Source organism: Saccharopolyspora shandongensis (assembly GCF_900106995.1).
In the GTDB taxonomy this organism is placed as follows: domain Bacteria; phylum Actinomycetota; class Actinomycetes; order Mycobacteriales; family Pseudonocardiaceae; genus Saccharopolyspora; species Saccharopolyspora shandongensis.
Genome location: NZ_FNOK01000026.1, coordinates 36,568 through 53,871 on the forward strand (window position 1 = coordinate 36,568; position 17,304 = coordinate 53,871).

General features: G+C 71.6%; 17 protein-coding genes, 1 pseudogene and 1 riboswitch. Of the genes and pseudogenes, 12 read left to right on the plus strand and 6 right to left on the minus strand.

Annotation, left to right across the window (positions count from 1 at the left end; genetic code table 11):
- Positions 1–44 precede the first annotated feature (44 nt).
- Positions 45–1,088 carry a family 2 encapsulin nanocompartment cargo protein polyprenyl transferase gene (locus BLW84_RS25230; RefSeq protein WP_093269677.1) on the plus strand — a complete coding sequence of 348 codons (1,044 nt, stop codon included), beginning with the start codon at positions 45–47 and terminating at the stop codon, positions 1,086–1,088.
- Positions 1,089–1,371: 283 nt separating this feature from the next.
- A complete protein-coding gene (ispH, locus tag BLW84_RS25235) occupies positions 1,372–2,298 on the plus strand; it encodes a 4-hydroxy-3-methylbut-2-enyl diphosphate reductase (protein WP_093269679.1) in 927 nt (308 codons plus the stop codon).
- Position 2,299: 1 nt separating this feature from the next.
- Here ispH and BLW84_RS25240 read toward each other — a convergent pair whose 3' ends face one another.
- Both BLW84_RS25240 and BLW84_RS25245 read right to left on the minus strand, forming a co-directional pair.
- Entirely contained in the window at positions 2,300–3,715 is a 1,416-nt protein-coding gene (locus tag BLW84_RS25240; protein WP_245761364.1) for a carboxylesterase/lipase family protein, read from the minus strand.
- A gap of 20 nt (positions 3,716–3,735) precedes the next feature.
- Entirely contained in the window at positions 3,736–4,632 is an 897-nt protein-coding gene (locus BLW84_RS25245; protein WP_093269685.1) for an MBL fold metallo-hydrolase, read from the minus strand.
- A 128-nt stretch (positions 4,633–4,760) separates the two neighbouring features.
- On the opposite strand from BLW84_RS25245, the gene BLW84_RS25250 reads away from it, so the two are divergent.
- A complete protein-coding gene (locus BLW84_RS25250; RefSeq protein WP_093269686.1) occupies positions 4,761–5,609 on the plus strand; it encodes a helix-turn-helix transcriptional regulator in 849 nt (282 codons plus the stop codon).
- On the opposite strand, the gene BLW84_RS25255 is transcribed toward BLW84_RS25250, so the two are convergent.
- Positions 5,606–6,931 (minus strand): purine-cytosine permease family protein, encoded by a 1,326-nt coding sequence (locus BLW84_RS25255; protein WP_093269689.1) that lies wholly within the window; start codon positions 6,929–6,931, stop codon positions 5,606–5,608. The two genes, BLW84_RS25250 and BLW84_RS25255, sit on opposite strands and share 4 nt — an antisense overlap.
- A riboswitch (TPP riboswitch) is annotated at positions 6,922–7,035 on the minus strand. Its footprint overlaps the gene before it by 10 nt.
- A 43-nt stretch (positions 7,036–7,078) precedes the next feature.
- Positions 7,079–7,334 (minus strand): annotated as a pseudogene (locus BLW84_RS50375) (helicase HerA-like domain-containing protein); the annotation flags it as partial.
- A 180-nt stretch (positions 7,335–7,514) separates the two neighbouring features.
- Here BLW84_RS50375 and BLW84_RS25260 point away from each other — a divergent pair.
- The 7 genes from BLW84_RS25260 (at position 7,515) to BLW84_RS25290 (ending at position 12,752) form a co-directional block, all read left to right on the plus strand.
- Positions 7,515–7,898 carry a VOC family protein gene (locus tag BLW84_RS25260; protein ID WP_093269691.1) on the plus strand — a complete coding sequence of 128 codons (384 nt, stop codon included), beginning with the start codon at positions 7,515–7,517 and terminating at the stop codon, positions 7,896–7,898.
- Positions 7,899–8,082: 184 nt separating this feature from the next.
- The gene (larE, locus tag BLW84_RS25265) at positions 8,083–8,907 is read left to right on the plus strand and encodes an ATP-dependent sacrificial sulfur transferase LarE (RefSeq protein WP_218157457.1); all 825 of its coding nucleotides are present in this window, start codon (positions 8,083–8,085) and stop codon (positions 8,905–8,907) included.
- Entirely contained in the window at positions 8,904–9,572 is a 669-nt protein-coding gene (gene larB / locus BLW84_RS25270) for a nickel pincer cofactor biosynthesis protein LarB (protein ID WP_093269694.1), read from the plus strand. The genes larE and larB overlap by 4 nt, the downstream gene beginning before the upstream one ends.
- Positions 9,569–10,717, plus strand: coding sequence for a nickel pincer cofactor biosynthesis protein LarC (gene larC, locus BLW84_RS25275; RefSeq protein WP_093269696.1), 1,149 nt, complete (start codon positions 9,569–9,571; stop codon positions 10,715–10,717). The genes larB and larC overlap by 4 nt, the downstream gene beginning before the upstream one ends.
- A gap of 118 nt (positions 10,718–10,835) precedes the next feature.
- Positions 10,836–11,222, plus strand: coding sequence for a YybH family protein (locus tag BLW84_RS25280; RefSeq protein ID WP_093269699.1), 387 nt, complete (start codon positions 10,836–10,838; stop codon positions 11,220–11,222).
- 82 nt (positions 11,223–11,304) lie between these two features.
- The gene (locus BLW84_RS25285) at positions 11,305–12,171 is read left to right on the plus strand and encodes a GDSL-type esterase/lipase family protein (protein WP_245761365.1); all 867 of its coding nucleotides are present in this window, start codon (positions 11,305–11,307) and stop codon (positions 12,169–12,171) included.
- A gap of 32 nt (positions 12,172–12,203) precedes the next feature.
- Complete coding sequence (locus tag BLW84_RS25290) at positions 12,204–12,752, plus strand: GNAT family N-acetyltransferase (RefSeq protein ID WP_093269700.1); 549 nt, start codon at positions 12,204–12,206, stop codon at positions 12,750–12,752.
- A gap of 255 nt (positions 12,753–13,007) precedes the next feature.
- Here the strand turns inward: BLW84_RS25290 and BLW84_RS25295 are convergent, their stop codons facing one another.
- Both BLW84_RS25295 and BLW84_RS25300 read right to left on the minus strand, forming a co-directional pair.
- Positions 13,008–14,741, minus strand: coding sequence for a hypothetical protein (locus BLW84_RS25295; RefSeq protein ID WP_245761366.1), 1,734 nt, complete (start codon positions 14,739–14,741; stop codon positions 13,008–13,010).
- Entirely contained in the window at positions 14,741–16,564 is a 1,824-nt protein-coding gene (locus BLW84_RS25300) for an alpha-L-fucosidase (protein WP_093269705.1), read from the minus strand. The genes BLW84_RS25295 and BLW84_RS25300 overlap by 1 nt, the downstream gene beginning before the upstream one ends.
- Positions 16,565–16,590: 26 nt before the next feature.
- On the opposite strand from BLW84_RS25300, the gene BLW84_RS46490 reads away from it, so the two are divergent.
- The gene (locus BLW84_RS46490; protein ID WP_143061099.1) at positions 16,591–16,872 is read left to right on the plus strand and encodes a hypothetical protein; all 282 of its coding nucleotides are present in this window, start codon (positions 16,591–16,593) and stop codon (positions 16,870–16,872) included.
- A gap of 42 nt (positions 16,873–16,914) precedes the next feature.
- Positions 16,915–17,298 (plus strand): effector-associated constant component EACC1, encoded by a 384-nt coding sequence (locus tag BLW84_RS47655; RefSeq protein ID WP_177226680.1) that lies wholly within the window; start codon positions 16,915–16,917, stop codon positions 17,296–17,298.
- Positions 17,299–17,304: the final 6 nt, after the last annotated feature.

Sequence of the window (17,304 nt, forward strand, 5' to 3'; positions counted from 1 at the left end):
AAAAAGAGCCTGGAACACCAAAAAGTTTGTCGAAGGGAAGTCGGATGGCCACCATTCAGCAGGACGCCAACCGGGCGGGTACGGCCTACGAGGCGCTGACGCGCAGCCGCACGATGGTCGAGCCCGCGCTGCGGGCCGCGGTCGACCGGTTGCCCACCCGCATGCAGCAGATATCCGGCTACCACCTCGGCTGGCTGGACGAGGGCGGCAACCCGGTCCGCGCCGACCGAGGCAAGGCGCTGCGGCCCACGATGGTGCTGCTCTCGGCCGCCGTCGTCGGCGGCGATCCCGCGGCTGCGGTGCCCGCGGCCGTCGCGGTGGAGCTGGTGCACAACTTCTCGCTGCTGCACGACGACGTGATGGACGGCGACGTCACGCGGAGACATCGCCCGACGGCGTGGACCGTGTTCGGCAGCGGCCCGGCCATCCTCGCCGGCGACGCCCTGCTGTCGCTGGCTTCCGACGTGCTGGGCGCGTGCCGGCATCCCGAGGCCGCCGCCGCGGTCCGGACGTTGAGCACCGCCGTGCTGAACCTGATCAACGGCCAGACCGCGGACCTCGCCTTCGAGGACCGGCGCAACGTGGAACTGGCCGAGTGCCAGCGGATGGCCCGGGACAAGACCGGGGCGCTGCTGGGCTGCGCCTGCGCGCTGGGCGCGATGTTCGGCGGCGGCTCGGCCGAGCAGATCGCCCGGATGCGCAGCTACGGCGAGCGGCTGGGCCTGGCGTTCCAGCACATCGACGACCTGCTCGGCATCTGGGGTGATCCGGCGATCACCGGCAAGCCGGTGTTCGCCGATCTGCGCACCCGCAAGAAGACCCTGCCGGTGGTCTCCGCGCTGACCTCCGGTACGCCGGCCGGGCAGCGGCTGGCCGCGTTCTACCTCCGCGACCACCCGCTGTCCGGCAGTGACCTGGCCCAGGCCGCCGAGCTGATCGCGCTGGCCGGCGGGCGGACCTGGAGCCAGCACCAGGCCGACGACCTGCTCGCCTCGGCCCTCAGCGACCTCTACCGCTGCGACCCGGCGCCACGAGCGGCGGAAGAACTCGACGCCCTAGCCCACCTCGTCACCCACCGCGACCACTAGAGAGTGTTTCCAATGGGATTTGCGTAGCGGTGCGAGTGGCGGAACCTCAGGGGCCGCCTCACTCCGGGATCCCCGACTTGTGTATGTCCAATACGCGGCGCTGGGGCTGTCCTCGTGACGCGACCCCTGAGAACCCGCGGCGGTGCAAGCTGAGTCCCGCACCGCAAGCGGCTGCCGCCGCTTCGAACAGACATCGACGCCCGGTATCGAACCGCCGAACCGCCGCGCGGAGGAGCGCGGCGGTTCGGCACCGGGTTCAGCCGACCGACATTGGAGTGCAGTCATGCCGAGTCAACAGCGCACGGTGCTGCTCGCGGCGCCGCGCTCGTTCTGCGCCGGAGTCGACCGCGCCATCGAGATCGTGGAACAGGCGCTCGCGCTCCGCGGCGGCCCGATCTACGTCCGCAAGCAGATCGTGCACAACACGCACGTGGTCGCCGACCTGGAGGACCGCGGTGCGGTGTTCGTCGACGAGCTCGACGCGGTCCCCGATGGCGCCACCGTGGTCTTCTCCGCGCACGGCGTTTCCCCTGCCGTGCGGTCGGAAGCGGACCGGCGGGGACTGGCGGTCATCGACGCGACCTGCCCGCTGGTGGCGAAGGTGCACACCGAGGCGCGGCGGTTCGCCGGGCGCGGCGACACCCTCCTGCTCATCGGCCACAGTGGACATGAGGAGGTGGAGGGCACCCTCGGCGAGGCGCCCGGCCAGACGGTCCTGGTGGAGTCCGTCGAGGACGTCGCCGAGGTCGAGGTGCCGAACCCGAAGCGGGTGTCGTACCTGACGCAGACCACCCTCGCCGTCGACGAGACGGCCGGCATCGTCGCCGCGCTGCGCGACCGGTTCCCGGCGCTGCGCGGCCCGTCGTCGGAGGACATCTGCTATGCCACCACCAACCGGCAGGACGCGCTGTCGGCCATCGCCGGGGAGTGCGACCTGGTGCTGGTGGTCGGCTCGGCCAACTCGTCGAACTCGCAGCGCCTGGTGGAGCTGGCGCGCCGCCAGGGCACGCCCGCCCACCTCATCGACGACGCCGGCGACATCCAGCCGGCCTGGCTGTCCGGGGTCGCCACGATCGGCCTCACCGCGGGCGCCTCGGCCCCGCCGGGCCTGGTCGAGGACGTCATCGACCACCTCGCCCCGGCCACGGTCGTCGAGCACGAGGTGACCCGGGAGAAGGTCCGCTTCGAACTTCCCGCTCCCCTGCGCTGAGTCACTCCTGCCCGGTGAAGCGCCGGGTTTCCGATGGCGCCCAGCCGGGATCGCCGGTGCGGGCGAAGCGCACCCACGCACCGTGCATGCACGCGGCCAGCGCCTCGGGTGGCTCGGCTGGGCCGAGCAGTCCGCGGGGACCGCGCAACGCGGGAAGGTCCAGGCGGTCGAACACGTACGGCAGTTCCACCGCGTGCGTTGCGCCGAGCGATCCGTCCACTGCGGACGATCGCCAGGCGAACTCGTACGCGTAGGTCGGGCCCCGCCCTTGTGCCGCGTGCGCCTCGGCGAGCCGGCGGCTTCCCGCGCCGAACAGCGCGTCGCCCATGATCGCCGAGCGCAGCTCGCCGGGGCTCGCTCGCGGATGCCGCGCCCGGTACCGCACCACCAGCGCGGCCGGGTCGGCGTGCACCCGGGCCGCGATGTCGTGCACGTCCTCGTCGGTGGAGGTGGCCATTTTTCCTTGCGGTGCGAGGTAGAGATTGCCCTCCTCGGTGTTCGTGCCGACGATGAGCGCGACCTCGGCACCGGCGCCGGCGGCCACGGCTTCGGCGGGCTGGCGGTCCAGCACCAGGCTGAACGGGCTGAGCCCGAGCAGCGGGTCGAACCGGGTGCCGGTCCGCAGATCCAGGCCGCCGAGCGGCAGTTCGACGAAGCGTTCGTCCGGCACCCGGGCGAAGTCCGCGACGGTCGGCTCGATGCCCAGCGCGTCCGCTGCGGCGTACGTGACCCGAGCCGCCTGCTCCCGGGAGAACGCGCCCATCCCGTTGCCGCTCTGCACGATTGCGCGGTGGAACAGGCCCTCCGCGTCCGGGCTGGCGAGAACGCCGCTCGTGATCGTCGCGCCGGCGGACTGGCCGAACAGCGTGACGTTGCCCGGATCGCCGCCGAATTCGGCGATGTTGTGCCGCACCCAGCGCAGCGCGGCCACCACGTCGAGCAGTCCGCGGTTGGCCGGTGCGCCGGGCAGGTCGAGGAACCCCGGGATGCCGAGCCGGTAGTTGACGGTCACCAGCACCACGCCGTCGCGGGCGAATGCCGTTCCGTGGTGCAGCGGCGAGCGGGTGGAGCCGGCGACGAATCCGCCGCCGTGCACGAAGACCATGACCGGGCTGTTCCGGGCGTTCGGCGGCGCCCACACGCTGGCGGTCAGGTAGTCCTCGCCGGGCATCCAGCCGGGCCCGAAGTAGGGCGACATGTCGAGCACCCCGAAGCCGTCCCGGCGCGGTTGGGGCGCGGTCGGCCCGGGCCGCGTCGCGTCCCGGACGTGCCGCCACGGTTCGTGCGGCGCCGGCGCGGCGAACCGGGCGGCGCCGTTCGGTGGTGCGGCGTAGGGGATGCCGAGGAAGACGTGCGCGTTGGCGCCGGCGCGGCCGCGGACGGCGCCCCCGGTGGTGGTGACGATCGGGTCGGACACCCGTTTCTCCTGTTCTTCCGTCAGATTCGGGCGAACGGGGCCCATTCCGCGATGGCGAACCGGTCGCCCTCGCGGACGACCTCGGCGCCGCCGTGACCGCCGAGGTGCGCGGGCAGCACTAGCGCCTTCGCGTCGGCGGCCCAGCCGAGCAGCCGCCGCCGCGTGGCCCTGGCCTGGGCCGGGTCCTCGCAGAAGCAGCTGTTGGTGTCGGGTTCGACGAACTGCATGGCGGTGTGCAGCAGATCGCCGACGAACAGCGCGCGGTCGCCGCCGGATTCGAGCGTGACCACCGACGAACCGGGGGTGTGGCCGGGCGCGAGGTCCAGCCGCAGGTTCGCGTCGATCCGGTAGCCGTCCTCCCACAGCACCGCCAGACCGGCCTCGTGCACCGGCGCGACGCTGTCCTCGAAGACGTTCTGGTTGCCGCGGCCCAGGTTCGGCCGGTGGCCGTTGGCGGGGTTCCAGAACTCGAAGTCGGCCCGGGGCATGAGGTAGGTGGCGTTGGGGAACGTCGGCACCCAGCTGCGGCCGTCGAGGTAGGTGTTCCAGCCGACGTGGTCCACGTGCAGGTGCGTGTTGATCACGAGGTCCACGTCCTCCGGCCGCACCCCGGCCCTGGCGAGGTTGCCGAGGAAGTCGGTGTTCAGGTGGCTCCACACCGGCGAGTACGGCCGCTCCTTGTGGTTGCCGACGCCGGTGTCGACCAGGATCGTCCTGCCCTCGCTGCGCAGCAGCCACGTCTGGATGGCCGACACGCATTCGCCGCTGCGCGGGTCGAGGAAGTCCGGGGCGAGCCAAGGAGCGTTCCAAGCTCCTTCTGGGCTCTCCGGGAAGAAGGCGTCCGGCGGCATCTCGACCGGACCGAAGTACTCCACGACCCGGGTGATCGTGACGTCGCCCAGCACGATTTCGCGCATGTCCCCTCCGGGGTGTTCGCTGGTGTTTCGTCCACCGTGCGACCCCGGTGCGCCGACCGGCCAGACCCGCGTTCGCCTACCCCCGGCAGGGTCAGGCTCACCGGCCGAGCACGGCGGATACTGCGGGTATGGGTGTTCCTGGCTTGCTGGGCGAGTTCCTCCGGGCACGGCGCGCGCGCCTGCTCCCCGACGACGTCGGCCTGCCCGAGTACCACGAGCGGCGCCGCGTGGCGGGGTTGCGGCGGGAGGAACTAGCGCAGCTGGCCGGGGTGAGCGTGTCCTACTACACGCGCCTGGAACAGGGCCAGTCGGTCAACGCCTCCGACGCGATCCTGGACGCCATCGCCGGAGCCCTGCGGCTGGACGAGCACGAGCGCGAGCACCTCCACCAGCTCGCCGCGCAACGTCCCCGGCCGCAGCGCCGCCCGCCGCCGGAACGGCTCGACCCCTTGACCCGCGACCTGATGCGCTCGTTGGAGGGCGTGCCCGCGTTGGTCCTCGGCAGGCGGACCGACGTGCTGGCCTGGAACGCGCTGGGACACGCGCTGCTGGCCGGGCACCTCGACCGAACCGCACCGGAACGCCCGGCGGACCGGCCGAACCTGGCCCGGATGCTGTTCCTCGACCCGCACACCCGCGACCTCTACGCGGACTGGCCGCGCAAGGCGCGCGCCGTGGTCGGCAACCTCCGGCAGGTCGCGGGGCGGCACCCCGAAGACGCCCTGCTGGCCTCGCTGGTCGGCGAACTGTCCATGAAGAGCCCGGAATTCGCGGCGTTGTGGAGCGATCACCGGGTCAAACCCTGCGAGGCGGACGAGTACGAGCTGCGTCATCCGCTGGTGGGCGCGCTCGCGGTCGCACAGCAGATCCTCGTGCCGGCCCGCGCACCGGAGCAGTCCGTGGTTGTGGTCACGACCGCGGACGGCTCCGGCGCGGAGAACGCGATCAAGCTGCTCGCGATGCGTGCGCGGGATTAGCTCTCCGCGCCGCGGCGGCGGAAGGCGCCGATGATCGCGGCCGCCAGGGCGGCCACGACGAACGACGTGAGCGCGGCGCTCATCCACGCCGGGACGGTGAAGCCGATCGCGTCGCGCAGGCCGGTCCACAGCCGGCTCCACCAGCCGAGTTCGCCCGGGTTGATCACCTGGAACGCCGCGAAGCCCAGGAACCAGGCCAGCAGCATGCCCCAGCGGGACGGGGCCTGCGCGGACAGGTCGTAGCTGCGGCGGCGGCCGTGCAGGAAGTAGTCCACCGCCAGCACGCCGAACATCGGCACGAACACCGAGCCGATCAGCAGCAGGAAGTTCGAGAACTGGGCGATGTCCAGGGTCAGCGCGAGCAGCGTGATCAACGCACCGATGATCACGCACAGCACCCGGCGGTCGGCACTGGGCCGCAGGTTCTGGATGGAGACCGCGGTCGAGTAGGTGTTGGCGAAGGACTGGTCGACCTCGCGCAGCACCAGGACGCCGAAGAAGATCACCCCGAGCGGCACGGCCAGCATCGGGTCGAACACCCGGTCCGCGTCGCCGGCCACCAGCGCCAGCCCGAGCAGGCCCAGCAGGTAGCAGGCGATCTGGGTGATCGAGTAGCCCACCGTCGCGGCGCCGAACGCGCCGGTCACCGACTTCGAGTGCCGCGAGTAGTCCGAGGCGACCGGGATCCAGGACACCGCGACCGCCAGCGCGGCGTCCGCGCCGGGCCAGAAGCCCTGCCAGGAACCGGTGTTCATGTCCGGCAGCGGCTGCCGCAGCAGCTGGACGAAGAAGTACACCATCGCGATCGCCACCGCGATGCTGACGTAGCGGCGCAGCAGGCGCAGCGCGCCGAGCGGGCGCAGCGTCAGCACGGTGGTGAGCACCCCGGCCACCAGCACGTACAACCAGTGCGGGCCGCCGCCGAACAACGCCTCCGCGCCCTGCGCGATCACCAGGAGTTCGAAGGTTCCCCAGCCGACCAGCTGCAGGATGTTCAGCACCGTCGGCAGGTACGACAGCTTGGTGCCGAACAGGCCGCGCAGCAGCATCATCGCCGGGGCGCCGGTTCGCGCTCCCGGAACCGCCGCGAGGCCGACCATGATGCTGCCGATCACGGTGCCCACCACGCACGCGGTGACGGCGGCGGCGAACGACAGCTGCGGCACACCGGCCGGTGCGAGCACGGCCAGCGCGCCGCTGAAGCCGAGCAGGCTCACCCCGAGGTTGCCCCAGAACGCGCCCTGGTCGAGCACGCCGAGCGTCTTCGGTGCCGGTTCGTCCAGGGTGTGCGGAACTTCGGCACGATCGACGTCAAGCGCCATCAACAGCTCCCTACGCCGGCATTATCCGGACAGGTTCTGCGGTCGGTGGCGCAGTGGCTGCCACCCTCTCAGCCCGGTTCGCCCGAGCTCCCGCGTGGAATGAGTCGGCGACACCTTACCCCGATCAGGTGACCGATGCCAGCCGGGTCACCGGCGGCGGTTGCCGAACAGGCCGCGGGTGAGCTCCCGTCCCAGGGCGCTCGCCACCGAGCGGAAGAACGACCGCACCGCAGGGTTGTCCATCGCCCTCTCCAGGAATCCGGATTATTCGGACTTTTCCATCGTTTCCGATTTTTCCGTCTTCTCGGGCGCGACGGCGATCTTCTTCGCCAGGAGTTTCGTAGGCGGATTCGCGATCGACGGTCTGCTCGTACTTCCCGTGCAAACCGGACGACGCGGCGGCCCGCACCGCGCCCTCCGCTCCTCGCCCGCTCGACGCTATGCCGCCGGGCACCCGCCCGGGCGACTCGCCACCCGGACGAGCGATGTGTGGACGAGTCCGGCGACGGCCGTATTGACCTCGACCTAGGTATAACTCCTAGCCTCAGGAACATCGGATACCGACGAGGAAAGCGAGAACACCATGCCCGTCCAGCTCAACCACACCATCGTCGCCACGTCCGACAAGGTCGCCCACGCGCGGTTCGCCGCGGACTTGCTCGGCCTCCCTGATCCGGAGCCGTTCGGCCCGTTCATGTGCGTCCAGACGAGCAACGACGTCACGCTGGACTACCTGGAGACCGACGAGAAGATCGTCCCGCAGCACTACGCGTTCATGGTCAGCGAGGAGGAGTTCGACGAGATCTTCGGGCGGATCAAGGCGCAGGAGCTGCCGCACTGGGCCGACCCGGCCCACCAGGAGCCCGGCCAGATCAACACCCGGGACGGCGGTCGCGGCGTCTACTTCGACGACCCCGACGGCCACGTCCTGGAGATCCTCACCAAGCCCTACGGCAGCGGCCGGTAACGGTTACCCCTGGTCAAGCACGGAGAGCGCGTTGGGTCGCGGCAGCTGCCCAACGCGTTCGCGCGCGCGTGCTCCGGGGGATGGGATCTTCCGCCGAATCCGGTTAGAGTGCGGTCAGACCACCTGTCCGGACCACGGCGTTCCCGTCGCCGAGCGACCGGAGGCGGAGGAGAGGAGTGCCACCGTGAGCGTGCCCGAACTCGATCGTCTCCGGCAACGGATCGGCGCGGAGGAGGCCCTCGTGGTGGCGTTCTCCGGCGGCGTCGACTCGGCGCTGCTGGCGGCCGTGGCGCACGAGGTGCTCGGTTCGCGGATGCTCGCGGTCACCGCCGTCTCGCCCAGCCTCGCCGCGGCCGAACGACGGCAGGCCAAGGAGTTCGCGCGCGGCCGCGGCTTCGCGCACGTCGAGGTCTGCACCGACGAGGCCGACCGCCCCGAGTACGCCGCGAACGACGGAAACCGCTGCTACCACTGCAAGTCCGCGCTATTCGACGCGCTGGAGCCGCTAGCGGTCGCCATGGGCGCCGGCATCGCGCTGGGCACCAACCTGGACGATCTCGGCGACCACCGGCCCGGCCAGCAGGCCGCCGCGCAGCGCGGCGTCATCGCGCCGATGGTGGACGCCGGGCTCAGCAAGGAAGCGGTCCGGCGGGCCAGCCGGGAACTCGGACTGTCCACTGCGGACAAGCCGGCGGCGGCGTGCCTGGCCTCGCGCGTCGCCTACGGCGACCCGGTGACACCCGAGGTGCTCGGCCGCATCGAGGAGGCGGAGGCGGCGATCCACCGCCTCGGCTTCGAGGTGTGCCGCGTGCGGGCGCACGGCCAGGGCACGGTGGCCCGGCTGGAGGTCCCGGCGGCCGACATCGACCGGGCGGCGGCGCGGCGCGACGAGCTGGACCGCGCGGTGCGCGAGGCCGGTTTCCAGTTCTGCGCGCTGGATCTGGCCGGATTCCGAAGTGGACGGATGAACGTGCTGCTGCCGCTGCTGCCCGCCCGGACCGCGTCATGACCGGGTTCGCCGACCTCGGGTACGCGCGGGTCGACACCGACCGGGAATCCCGGCAAGGCCTCCCCGAGGTCGTCTACGGGCCCGGCAAGCAGCCCGGGGAGATCGCCGGAATCGTCGGCGAACTCCTCGCCCGGGGTACCGGCCCGGTGCTGGTGACCCGCGTCGAGGCCGACGTCGCCGCGGCGATCGCGGTGCCCGGCGGCACCTACCACGAGACCGCGCGGCTGCTGGTGTGGCGGCCGGCGGCGAGCGGCTCGTTCCGGGTCTGCATCGCCACCGCGGGCACCTCGGACGGGCCGGTGGCCGCCGAGGCCGAGGCGGTGGCGGCCGCGATCGGGCTGTCCACCGAGGTGGTCCGCGACGTCGGGGTGGCCGGGATCCACCGGCTGCTGGCGGCCCGCGACGAGCTCGACCGGGCCGACGCGGTGATCGTGGTCGCGGGCATGGAGGGCGCGCTGGCCAGCGCCGTCGGCGGGCTGGTGGCCTGCCCGGTGATCGCGGTGCCGACGTCCACCGGTTACGGCGCGGCCCTGGAGGGCGTGACGGCGCTGCTGGCCATGCTGACGTCCTGCGCGGCGGGCCTGACCGTGGTCAACATCGATTCCGGGTTCGGCGCCGCGATGGCCGCGCACCGGCTGGCCCAGGTGGTGGCGAAACCGCGATGATCCTCTGGCTCAACCCCGTCACCGGCGTCTCCGGGGACATGCTGCTCGGCGCTCTGCTCGGCCTCGGCGCGCCGTTGGACCGGGTGCGCTCGGCCGTGGAGTCGACCGGCCTGCCGGGCTGGCGGCTGTCCACCGAGCAGGTGCAGGTCAACGGCATCGCGGCGACGAAAGCGGTGGTGGACGTCGAGGACACCAGCACCGAACGGCACGCCGCGGAGCTGATCGCCCGAGTCCGCCAGGCCCGACCCGAACCCGTGGCGGAGCTGGCCGCCGCGGCGATCACGGCGATCGCCGAGGTGGAAGGCGCCCTGCACGGCGAGCACCCGGACGACGTGCACCTGCACGAGATCGGCGGGCTGGACACCGTGGTGGACACCGTCGGCGTCGCCGCAGCGCTGCACGCGCTGGGCATCACTGCCGTGCACTCCGCGCCGCTGGCGCTGGGCAGCGGAACGGTGCGGTGCAGCCACGGCGTGCTCCCGGCACCCGCCCCGGCGACCCTGCGACTGCTGCGCGGCGCGGCAGTCGTCGGCACCGACCTTCCGGGCGAGACGGTCACGCCGACCGGCGCAGCCCTGCTGCAGGCGATCGGCACCCGCTTCACCCCTCCCCCGGTCATGACCGTGCAGGACACCGCCTACGGCGCGGGCACGCGCCGGTTCCCCCAGCGCCCCAACGTTCTCTCGGCGACGCTCGGAGTGCCGCTGGGCGCCGAACCGGCCGAGCCGATGGTCGTCCTGGAGTGCAATGTGGACGATGTGACCGGCGAGGTGCTGGGGCACGTGATCAACCGCGCGCTGGACCGGGGTGCGGCGGACGCCTGGACGACGCCGGCGACGATGAAGAAGTCCCGCCCGGCCCAGGTGCTGCACGTGCTGTGCCGCCCGGAACTGGCATCCGAGCTGTCCGACCTGGTACTGGCGGAAACCGGCAGCCTCGGGATCCGCCGCCACGCGGTGGACCGCCGGGCCCTGCCCCGCCGGACCACCACGGTCACGGTGCAAGGCCACCAGATCCGCATCAAACACGGCCCCCACCACGCAAAACCAGAACACGAAGACGTCGCAGCGGCAGCAGCGGCCCTCGGCCGTCCCCTCCGAACAATCGCGGCCCAAGCCCTCGCGGCTCAGCGACGAGACGCCTGACTAGCACTGTTTCCGCTGGTCAGGACCCGTGTCTACTTCTTGTTGCCATAGCGACACCAAGTACACACGGGAGTTGGGCTGCTGCGCGAGGGGCCCGTCGGTGCCAAACTCCCAGGCCATGGACTGGGAGCAGGTGCGTGCGTGGGTCGCCGGGTACGAGCGGGCTTGGCGGGCTCCTGGCGTCGATGCTCTCGCCGGGGTCTTCTCGCCGGACGCGAGCTATCGGCAGGCCCCTTACCTCGAACCGGTCGTCGGGCTCGCCGCCATCGCGCGGATGTGGGAGGCCGAGCGGGTCGGGCCCGATGAGGAGTTCCAGCTGACGAGCAGCCCCGTGGCGCTCGAAGGCGACACCGCCGTCGTCCGGGTCGAGGTGCGCTACGGCGGTTCGGTGCCGCAGGAGTACCGGGACCTGTGGGTCATCCGGTTCGCCCCCGACAGGACGTGCCGGGCCTTCGAGGAGTGGCCGTTCTGGCCCGGCAAGGACTACCGCGCCACGCCAGGCTGACGCGCCGATTCTTCGCCAATCGGTCGCCGGATGGTCACCGCCGCCTCACCGCCGCAGGAAGCGGGGCCAGCACGATGATCACGTGCAGGACGCGATCACGGCGGGCCCGCGCGGCCCGCGGAGAACACGGACCCTCGCGGTGCTCGGTGACTCGGTCGCCGTGGGCATGGGCGACCCGGTGCCCGGCGGCTGGCGCGGATTCGCCCCGCTGCTGGCCGAGGCGCTCGGTGCCGCGGAGCTCGCGAACGTGGGGTCGAGCGGCGCGCGCATCGGTGCCGTGCACGACGCCCAGCTGCCCGCCGCGCTGCGGGCCGCGCCGGATGCCGCCGTGGTGATGGTCGGCATGAACGACACCATGCGCTCCGACTTCGACGCGGGCCGCCTGCGGCAGCAGCTGAACGACGTCGTGCGCGCGCTCGCCGCCGCGGGCGCGGTCGTCGTGACGATCCGCTACCACGACCACGGCCGGGTCTTCCGGCTCCCCGGGCCGCTGCGCAAGGCGCTGGCCAGGCGGATCGACGAGCTCAACCGGATCCTGGACGCCGTCGCCGCCGAACACGCCGCCGCCGTCGTGGACCTGGACCGGCTGCCGGGCGCCTACCACCCGGCGACGTGGAGCGTGGACCGGCTGCACCCCTCCGAGCTCGGGCACCGGATGCTCGCCGCCGCCTTCGCCGACCGGTTCGCCGCGGCCGGGCTGGCCGTGCCCGCAACGGTGTCGCTGGAGTGCTCCGGCGGCGCGCGGGTCAGCGGGTTCGACCACCTGCGGTGGCTGCTCGCCAAGGGCGTCCCGTGGCTGTTCGGCCGCGGCCACCACCTCCTCCGGTACTCCCTGAAGATCCTCCTGCGCGCCGCGCTGCCACCGCACAGAATCCCTCCGTCCACTGAGGACTCGAAGCGCGGCGCGAATCCGGAGAAGACACTGGGGAACGTGGCCGCGCCGGACTAGGATGCGCTTGTCCGATCTCTGAACGGAGACGCATGTTCAGCCATCCCCTCACCGAAGACGCCGCGCTGACGCCGCTCGAGCCCTGGCAGGCCGCCGAGTTCGCCGCCCACGCCGAGCGCTACCGCGACCACCTGGCACCGTGGCTGCCGTGGACCGAGGCCGTCACCGACGAGGCGTCCGCCCGGGCCTTCCTGCAGAGCTACGCCGACCGGCAGGCCGCCGACGAGGGGCGCATCTACGGGATCCGGCTGCGCGGCGATCTCGTCGGCGGGATCCTGTTCCGGATCTTCGACGTGCCTTCGGGCGTCTGCGAGCTCGGCGTGTGGATCGCGCCGGAGGCGCAGGGCCGGGGCCTGATCACGCGGGCCGCGACGCACCTGATCGGCTGGGCCATCAGCGTGCGCGGCATGAGCCGCATCGAGTGGCGCAACGACGCGGAGAACCACCGGAGCAAGGGGACGGCCCAGCGCCTGGGCATGACCCTCGACGGCGTGCTGCGCGAATCCTTCTCGTACCAGGGCCGCCGACGCGACACTGAGGTCTGGTCCCTGCTCGCCTCCGACTGGCGCTCCCGGTCGTAAGAAATGATTTCTTCAATGGGCTTGCGTGGCGGTGCGGGTAGCGGCCCCCCTTCGGGAGTTGCAGACGCCGTCTGGACTGTGGCAGCCCCGACTCAGGCATGGACCAATACGCGGCATCGGGGACTGGCCTCGCCCAGTAGCCCAGTAAGGGCGGGCACAGCCTGAGAACCCGCGGCGGTGCGAGCTGAGTCCCACACCGCATGCGGCTGACGCCGCATTCTGAAAGGACCCGTAAGCCGATCCGCGACCCGGACGTCACCGGTAGCGGTCGACGGATTGGCGCATGCCGTGATCCGGATCGGCGTCGTAGGTGCCGTCCGGGTTCCGCGGCCCGAACGACTGCGGGACGTACAGCGAAGCGCACGAGGGGCTCGTGTCGGCGAGCCGCCGGAACTCCGACCAGGCCCGGTCGTACCCGGCGATGTGCGCGCGGATGGCCGCCGTGTCGTAGTCGCCGGTCCGGTCGCCGGCGAAGCCGCGCAGCATCGCGCCCCAGCCGTGGTGGATCACCCGGTGCAGCAGCAGCCCGTACCTGCTCGAAACCCGCAGGTACTCGCGGGTTTCCGGATCCGGTGGCCGGATCTGGGCGGCCAGCCGGTCGATCCGGGACCAGATCGCCGCCGCGGTCGCCTTCTCCGCCAGCGCCGCGTCCACCAGCCCGGCGTCGAGCACGTGCTGGAAGTCCGCGGTGAGGTCCTTGTCCGAGCCGCCCAGGAACTGGTCCCGCATCCACGTCGTCCGGCCCAGCTCGAACACGGTGCTGTAATGCCCGCGCAGCACGCCGGCGGCCGAAGCCAGCGCGAGCCACCGGAAGCGATCTCTGTCCACTGCGGACAGTCCTAGCCGCCGCGCGTGCTCGTCGAAGATCGACCGCTCAGCCCGCCCGGTGTCGCGCGCCCACCGGCTCACCACGGCGAAGTTGAGGTCGCACCACAGCTCGTGCTCGATGTACGGCCCGCGCCAGCCGCCGCCGCGCGACCACGTCCAGATCCCGCGCAGGTTCGGGTTGTCCCGGATGTCGACGAGCCCGTTGGGCCCGGTCGCGCCGGCGTTCTCCTCGAACCCGTTGAGCACGCCGTCGCCGATGTAGTTCGGATGCGCGCCCTTGCCCTCGTACTCCCGCTGGCACTGCACCTCCACGACCTGCGGGTGCCTGCCGATGGCGAGCGTCGGGTTGAACGCCCTGGTGCGCCAGTAGTCGCCCTGGGTGTGCTTGACGGTGAAGATCAGGTTCGGGTGCGGCGCGACGCGGTCGGTGACGCTCAGGTAGTACGCCGGATCGGTGTGGAAGCCGTCGAACGACCACGTGCGGTAGAACAGCAGCTTGCCGCGCCTGGCGCAGACCTCCTCGCGGAGGATGTCGAGCAGCAGCAGGTGGCTCTCGGCGCCGCGGGTGATCGGGTTGTTCCCAGTGTGGTGCGGCGTGTTCGACAGGTACGTCTCGCCGGTCCGCACGACCAGCCCGTCCAGGCCCGGGAACCGGTCGAAGACCTCGGCCAGCATGATCCGGTGGATCTGCCTGGTCAACGGGCGGTCCAGGTCGATCCGCCCGTCGCCGTCGAGGATCTCCCCGGCGTGGAGCTCCACCAGGCGCTTCGGCAGCACGATGATGTCGGTGAAGTACAGCGCCCGCAGGCCCGCATCGTGAATCTGCCGGATCCGCTCGTCGATGGTCGCGGCGTTCCACTCGACCCACGCCCTGGCGTCCGAGCCCGGCGGGAAGATCCGCTCGTCGAAGCCGTCGAAGGTGATGGCGGTGTGCGGCGGCCGGAACTCGTTGACCACCTGCGCGTTGTGCCCGTGCGCGGCCAGCGTCCGCGGATCGTTGTAGGCGCTGCGCGTCGGTGGCTCACCCGGGTTCGAGTGGACCATGTCCATGAGCCAGTCCAGGCGCCGCGAGTCGCGCGCTTGCGCCATGCCGCCGGGCAGCGCCGCGCCGGCGGCCGCGAGCCCGCCGGCGAGCAGCGCGCCACGCCTGGTCAGCGGCATCATCGCTCCGGGCGGAGCTGGCGGGCCGGGATGATCTGCTGCGGCGTGTTCGGGCTGGTCCACAGCAGCTTCGCGACGCCTTCGTTGGTCTCCTTCTTCATCTCCATCCGGATCGCGTACCGGCGACCGGCTTCGAGCGGGATGGCCGCGTCGTCCACCGCCGGGCCGTGCTCGGACCAGTTGTCGATCACCGGCCGGTCGTCGATCCACAACCGGACGGCGTTGGACGAGACCGTGCGCAGCGTGTACGTCTCGGTGAAGCGCGGTTCGAGCGTGCCGGTCCAGCGGGCCGAGTAGCCGGCGGGCAGGATCGCGGGATCCGGCGAGCCGGTGTACTTCCAGTCGTAGTTCACGCCCGGGTCGACGCGGGTCGCGTCCGGTTCGCCCGGCGAGTTGCGGTGCGCCCAGAAGCGGGCGGTCAGCCCGGTCCCGTCGCCTTCGGGCGCCGGGCCCGGCGTCGCGACGTCCAGCTCGATGACGGTGGCGAGGCCGTTCGCCGGCCCGCCGGAGGGGCGGATCGTCACCGTGTCGCCGGTGCGCTCGACGTCGACCCGCTGGTCACTGCCCAGCACCCGGGCGGCCGTGACGTCGAATGCGGATTTCGCTTGCAGCGTCAGCGAACCCCCGCTGCCGGGCCAGTCGTACACCGACGCGTAGAGCTTCCCGTCGCGGCGGCTCACCGTCCCCCAGCCCGGCTGCTCGACGATGCCCGGCGCGCCCGCCGAGAGCACCGCGGCGCCCTGGCCGTCGCTGCGCAGCCACTCGCCCATCTCCCGCAGTCGCGTCACCGATTCGGCCGGTACCCGGCCGCGCGCGTCGGGGCCGACGTTGAGCAGGTAGTTGCCGGAGCGGCCCGCGGTGGTGGTGAGGTTGCGGACCAGGTCGGCCGAGGACTTCCAGTCGTGGTCCCACTTCGCGTAGCCCCAGTGCCCGTTGATGGTCATGCAGGTCTCCCACAGCTGCCCGGCGACGGGCTCGCCGGGGATCTCCTGCTCGGGCGTTCCGGTGTCGCCGTCGGTGACCCGCCGCTTGCCGACCCTGTTGTTGACGATCAGCTCCGGGTCCAGGCCGCGCACGAAGGACTCCAGGCGCTCGCCGTCCTGCGCGGTCCACGGGTTGGGCGGATTGTCGGTGCTCCACTCGCCGTCGAACCACAGCAGGGCCGGGTCGTAGTTCGAGACGAGTTCCCGCAGCTGTTCGCGCATCCGCTCCTGGTAGCGGCCGAAGGTGTCGGGGTTCGAGGCGTCCGGGTCGTGCCAGTCCCAGATCGAGTAGTAGAAGCCCAGCCGGATGCCGTACCGGTCGGTCGCCTGCTTGAGCTCGGCGAGGATGTCCCGGTTCTCGTCGAACGCCGAGTGGTCCCGCAGGTTCCACCGGTTGACCTTCGTCGGCCACATGGCGTAGCCCTCGTGGTGCTTGGCCGTGATGACCAGGTAGCGCTGCCCGGCCTCGGCGGCGGTGCGGGCGATCGCGTCGGCGTCGAACCCGGCCGGGTCGAACCGGGCGACCAGGTCCTCGTACTCCGCCCGCGGGATCGCGCATTCCCGCTGGATCCACTCCGCGTTCTGGCACGTGCTGCCGTCGGGCCGCCGGTATTCGCCCTCCAGCTGCGAGTAGCCGCCGAAGTGGATGAACATCCCGAACCGGCTGTCGCGCCACCACTGGGTCCGCTCGGCGGTGAAGGGATCGTCGATCGCGTAGTTCGTGCCCGGGCTCGCCGGAACCCGTCCGGCATTTCCCGGCACGGCCGACCCGACGAGCAGGACCGCGGCGAACAGGCCGATCACGGCGGTTCTGGCGGAACGCGCGGATGTTCCCGGCATGAAGACCTCCCCATCGAGGCGATCCGGTGATCCGCGAGCAGTCAAACAAACGCCCGAACACCCGAGCAAGACGCCCATCGGGCGACGCGATCACGGCGGAAGACGAAAAAACCCGCCAGGTTCGGCAATTCCGCGCAGCGGCACTGCTGCGCACGGCGCAGCTGTTCACGGACATGAACGAATTGGTCCACTATGGACCAATTGAGCCGAGAGGCACCCACCCGGCCAGCTCTGCGGGCGCCGCGCACTGCAAGGCATCGAGGTTTTCGCAAGATCGGCTCCACGCGCTGAACTCCGTGCCAGAATGAGCGCAAAGGCTGCCACGCGCTTTCGAGCAGACGGAGGACAGGGTGGATCTGACGATCGAAGTCGAGGCTTCTGAACGGGGACCCGAACTTCGCTCCTTGCGCCAGTGGCTCATCTCCGAGACGGAATTGCGCGGTCGGGTGCAGACCGTGCAAGCACCACCAGAGCCAGGCACCCTCGGACCGACCACCGACGCTCTGCTGGTCGCGCTCGGCCCGGGCGGAGTGGCGACCGCGGTGGCGACGGTGCTGGTCTCCTGGATTCGCCGCCGGGGCGGCGACGTGACGGCGAAGGTGACCCGGCCGGACGGGACCACCATCGAGGTCGAAGCCACGAATCTGCGCGACATGGATGTCGCCGACGTCGAGAAGTTCGCCTCCAGCGTCGCCAGATCGCTGGAAGACACCGGCGAGCAGGACGGCAAGTGACGCGAC

What these genes read in the sequence shown, in the direction of transcription:
- BLW84_RS25230 (WP_093269677.1), top strand. Translation starts at nt 45, where the DNA reads ATGGCCACCATTCAGCAGGACGCCAACCGGGCGGGTACGGCCTACGAG.
- ispH (WP_093269679.1), top strand. Translation starts at nt 1,372, where the DNA reads ATGCCGAGTCAACAGCGCACGGTGCTGCTCGCGGCGCCGCGCTCGTTC.
- BLW84_RS25245 (WP_093269685.1), bottom strand. Translation starts at nt 4,632, where the DNA reads ATGCGCGAAATCGTGCTGGGCGACGTCACGATCACCCGGGTCGTGGAG.
- BLW84_RS25250 (WP_093269686.1), top strand. Translation starts at nt 4,761, where the DNA reads ATGGGTGTTCCTGGCTTGCTGGGCGAGTTCCTCCGGGCACGGCGCGCG.
- BLW84_RS25255 (WP_093269689.1), bottom strand. Translation starts at nt 6,931, where the DNA reads ATGGCGCTTGACGTCGATCGTGCCGAAGTTCCGCACACCCTGGACGAA.
- BLW84_RS25260 (WP_093269691.1), top strand. Translation starts at nt 7,515, where the DNA reads ATGCCCGTCCAGCTCAACCACACCATCGTCGCCACGTCCGACAAGGTC.
- larB (WP_093269694.1), top strand. Translation starts at nt 8,904, where the DNA reads ATGACCGGGTTCGCCGACCTCGGGTACGCGCGGGTCGACACCGACCGG.
- larC (WP_093269696.1), top strand. Translation starts at nt 9,569, where the DNA reads ATGATCCTCTGGCTCAACCCCGTCACCGGCGTCTCCGGGGACATGCTG.
- BLW84_RS25280 (WP_093269699.1), top strand. Translation starts at nt 10,836, where the DNA reads ATGGACTGGGAGCAGGTGCGTGCGTGGGTCGCCGGGTACGAGCGGGCT.
- BLW84_RS25290 (WP_093269700.1), top strand. Translation starts at nt 12,204, where the DNA reads ATGTTCAGCCATCCCCTCACCGAAGACGCCGCGCTGACGCCGCTCGAG.
- BLW84_RS25295 (WP_245761366.1), bottom strand. Translation starts at nt 14,741, where the DNA reads ATGCCGCTGACCAGGCGTGGCGCGCTGCTCGCCGGCGGGCTCGCGGCC.
- BLW84_RS25300 (WP_093269705.1), bottom strand. Translation starts at nt 16,564, where the DNA reads ATGCCGGGAACATCCGCGCGTTCCGCCAGAACCGCCGTGATCGGCCTG.